The organism is Marinobacter persicus (assembly GCF_002934325.1).
GTDB lineage: Bacteria > Pseudomonadota > Gammaproteobacteria > Pseudomonadales > Oleiphilaceae > Marinobacter > Marinobacter persicus_A.
Map to the genome: position 1 here is coordinate 1 of NZ_PTIV01000063.1, position 4,096 is coordinate 4,096.

At 55.2% G+C, this 4,096-nt stretch carries 3 protein-coding genes; all 3 read left to right on the forward strand.

The genetic code is table 11. The features are described from left to right. Positions 1-132 precede the first annotated feature (132 nt). The 3 genes from BY454_RS16415 (at position 133) to BY454_RS16425 (ending at position 3,361) form a co-directional block, all read left to right on the forward strand. The gene (locus BY454_RS16415; protein WP_104417639.1) at positions 133-411 is read left to right on the forward strand and encodes an acylphosphatase; all 279 of its coding nucleotides are present in this window, start codon (positions 133-135) and stop codon (positions 409-411) included. Next, entirely contained in the window at positions 411-1,358 is a 948-nt protein-coding gene (locus BY454_RS16420) for an AEC family transporter (RefSeq protein WP_104417641.1), read from the forward strand. The genes BY454_RS16415 and BY454_RS16420 overlap by 1 nt, the downstream gene beginning before the upstream one ends. 374 nt (positions 1,359-1,732) lie before the next feature. After that, a complete protein-coding gene (locus BY454_RS16425; protein ID WP_104417640.1) occupies positions 1,733-3,361 on the forward strand; it encodes a methyl-accepting chemotaxis protein in 1,629 nt (542 codons plus the stop codon). Positions 3,362-4,096 lie beyond the last annotated feature (735 nt).

Genomic DNA, 4,096 nt, shown 5'->3' on the forward strand with positions numbered 1-4,096 from the left:
TCGGCTTCAGCGCCAACCATGAACCGCCGTGGTACGGAACCGTATGCCCGGTGGTGTGAGAGGACGGGGGAGGTGACTCCCCCTCCTACTCGATGCATTAACACATACCAGCAAACGCAACGGAAGGTGACTATGACTGTAGAACGTTGGCAACTGCGCGTGAGCGGCAAAGTCCAGGGCGTGTCCTATCGTGCCTATACCGAGCAGAAAGCTGGTGAATTGGGGCTGACCGGCACCGTGAAGAACCTCCCAGGCGGTGATGTGGAGATTATCGCTGAAGGTACACCAGACGACCTGGAAGCACTGCAGGACTGGTGCCGCAACGGGCCACCCCAGGCCATGGTTGAGAATGTCTCAACTGAAACCCAGACACCCACCGGCGAATTCAATGACTTCAGGGTGGTCTATTGATCACCCTGCTGGACACCTTTCTCCGCACCCTGGAAACCACACTGCCAGTCTTCGTGATGGTTTTCCTGGGCATCGGCCTGCGCCGGATCGGCTGGATTGACCAACCGTTCATCAATACCGCGTCTGCGCTGGTCTTCAAGGCCACCCTGCCGACGCTGGTGTTTTTAAGCATCATTCGCGCTGATCTGGATGCCACCCTCAATCCACCCCTGCTCGGATTTTACCTGGTCGCCACCCTTGTCAGTTTTGGACTGGTATGGCTATGGGCCACCCGGCGAATCCCCCATCAGGACCGCGGCGTCTATGTTCAGGGAGCCTTCCGTGGCAATTGCGGCATTGTTGGCCTGGCCCTGGCCGCCAACCTGTATGGCGATTACGGCCTGTCCGCCGGTGGGCTGTTGCTTGGGCTCGTAATCGTTACCTACAACACACTATCGGTCGCGGTACTTTTGGCTTACCACCCGGAAAAATCCATGAACCTGGCTTCCACCGCCCGGGACATTGCCAGAAACCCTCTGATCATTGCCGTTCTGGTGGCTTTGCCCGTTGCCGCTTCCGGTATCGCCCTGCCGGATTGGGTGATGACCAGTGGCAACTACTTCGCCTCCCTCACCCTGCCCCTGGCCCTGCTCTGCATCGGCGCCACCATCTCGCTGAAGAGCCTACGCACGGAGAGCGGGCCGGCCCTGGGCTCGTCGTTCTGGAAAATGGTCCTCCTGCCAGCCGGCTGTACCCTGGCAGCGTGGTTAGCCGGGTTTGAAGGCCAGGAACTGGGCTTGATGTTCCTGTTCTTTGCCAGCCCCACCGCCGCGGCCAGCTTTGTCATGGTAAAAGCCCTGGGTGGCAACGCACGCATGGCGGCCAACATCATCGCTCTTACCACTTTGGCCGCCAGCCTGACCATCACGCTTGGGGTATTTCTGCTGCAGTCGTTTGGGGTGGCCTGATTCTTAGGTGACGGGCTAGCTCCTAATCCGATTCTCCCCGGTGAGCCAACCATTACACCGTGTCGTTACCCGCGATACGTAGTTTCCTTAAAGGGTCTTCAGCCGCCAGCCTTCCTGCCGATAGCAACACTAGGAATCAGACTTATTTGGACATGACACTACGAAACCGATATGTCTATCCTCGCGTCACAATACTGACAACTCATCGGCCGTTCCCAGAAAAGCGCGACAGAAATTATGACAACGATCAGTTTTAATTGCAGTTTTCGTGGTCTGGCATCATCGATGCTTAGAAAATAAAACAATGACTAATTTCAGTGTGTTATAAATCGCTTTAAACCTAATACAAAAACCAACAGAAAGGGTCTCTATTTATGCTCTTGGGGAATATTAAAGTCCGGGTCAAGCTCGGGCTTCTTGTGGGCCTCACCACGCTAATGCTGGTGTTCATCGCGGGTGCCGCCCTGGTGGATATGCGCGATTCCCTGGTAACAGAGAGAACATCGCAACTGAATGCGCTGCTCGACACCTCCGTCGATCTTCTCGAAACCATGGATGACAAGGTAGCTGCCGGCGAGCTGAGCCGCAACGAGGCGCGCGACGAAGCCCGGCGTCTGCTTGAGAATATGACCTATGGCAACGACGACTATTTCTTCGTCCTGAACAACCAGGCCGAAATGCAAGTCCATGGGGGCGATCCGGCAAACGTTGGCCGCGATCTCAGCAATTTCCAGACAGAAGATGGACGATTCCTATTCCAGGAAATGGTTGATGTATTGAATAGTGGCGAGACCACCCAGGAATTCAGTTACCTGTGGCCCAAAGCCGGCAGCAGCAAACCACAGCCCAAACTGACCCTTGTTAAGGCCTTTGAACCGTGGGGGTGGGTGATCGGCACCGGCGTCTACATGGATGACCTGAACAGCGCCTTCATGAGTGACGTGATCCGGATGGCCGCCTTCACCGTGGTTGCCCTGATCATCCTGATTGCCGTTTCGCTGCTCATCGGACGCAGTATCACAAATCCTCTCGATGTGATTAATCGCGTCATGACCAAGGCAGCGGATGGCGACCTGAAAGTACGAACCAATCTGGCCCACAAAGACGAGCTGGGACATGTTGGGCACCGCATTGACGAAACACTCGACGTCTTCCACGACCTCGTTCAGCAGATTGCCACCTCAGCCACCCAGGTATCCGGAAGCGCCCAGGACCTGGCGAAGAGCGCCGAGGAAACCAGCTCCGCCCTGGACGCACAGGCAGCCGAAGCCGAACAGTTGTCCACCGCGATGAACGAAATGGCCAGCAGCGTTCAGGAAGTGGCTCGCAGCGCCAACCAGACCGCGGAGGCGATCGAGGCGGCCGACCACGAGGCTGATGAAGGCAACCATGATGTTGAAGACACCGTTAATCTGATTCAGTCACTGGCGGATGAAGTTGAAGAAGCTGCCCGGGTTATCCAGGAACTGGAAGGCGACACCGAGCAGATTAGCAAGGTGCTTAGTGAAATCCAGGCGATTTCCGAACAGACCAACCTGCTGGCGTTGAACGCCGCCATCGAAGCGGCACGAGCCGGTGAATCCGGCCGCGGTTTTGCGGTAGTGGCAGACGAAGTTCGCCAGCTTGCACAGCGCACTCAGGGCTCCACCGAAGAGATCCGCAACATGAACGAACGGCTGCAAACCGCTGCCCAAAAGGCAGTTCAGGTTATGGATGCCTCGCGCGAGCGGGCTGACAATAGTGTTAAGTCTGCCCACCATGCCGGCGAAGAGCTGCGGCGTATCGTCGAACAGATGTCGCGCATCCGCGACATGGGCATTCAGGTGGCCTCCGCGGCCGAAGAACAAGGCAATGTTTCCGAAGAGATGAGCGCCAACCTGATGCGCATTACCCAGGCCTCTGAAAGCACGGTAGCAGCAGCCAATACGGTCGCTAGCAGCGGCGATCAGCTGCAGGCCCTGGCGAAGGAGCTGCAGGCTCAGGTGAGCCGGTTTAGCATTTAAAGCGGTAAATTAAAGAGCTCTAGAAGGCCCCGGCAGTGATGTCGGGGCTTTTTTGATTCTGCTTCGGGAGGGATTATTCGGGTCTTCGACCCTCACCCCTTCGGGGCCGCCGCCGCAAGCGACGGCGTTCCTCAGGCCACTTTGCGGCCTTCGGTCGAACCCGCGAGGGTTCTTCTACCCTGCCCTTACTGCCAATAAAAAACCCCAGCACTTTACGGTGCTGGGGTTTTGTATTGGCGGAGAGGGAGGGATTCGAACCCTATATATAACATGGACATGGACGTCTATTCCCGGAATATCAATGATATAGAAATTAACCAACGGTACCCTGCGGTCTTAAACGGACGCTGTTTTGTCCCAAAATTGTCCCAAGGACACCAGAGCCGCAGTTCCTGCTGCATACCCGCACCTGCGCCACTCCACCACTCTCGCTTACCCAAACCCATTGTTTCTAACAAACCAAAACGGTTAAGTTATTTTTAAATGCTATCGATATATTTAAAAATATGATTTTACAGCTTTTTTCTATATTTCCCTTGCACTAACCAATCGCTTGCTGGTTCGGCGACTTAGTGTAGTGTGGAACTAGACCGGTCGATATTATTCGCTAAAAAATCATTAGGTGAAGCATTATGACTAACCCGGATTTCTCATGAGGAGGCGGCGTAAGGAAGGAAGAAGCGGCTGAAAGTGTTATGATTTCAAGCTCCTACACAAAAAACCAACACTAACAGC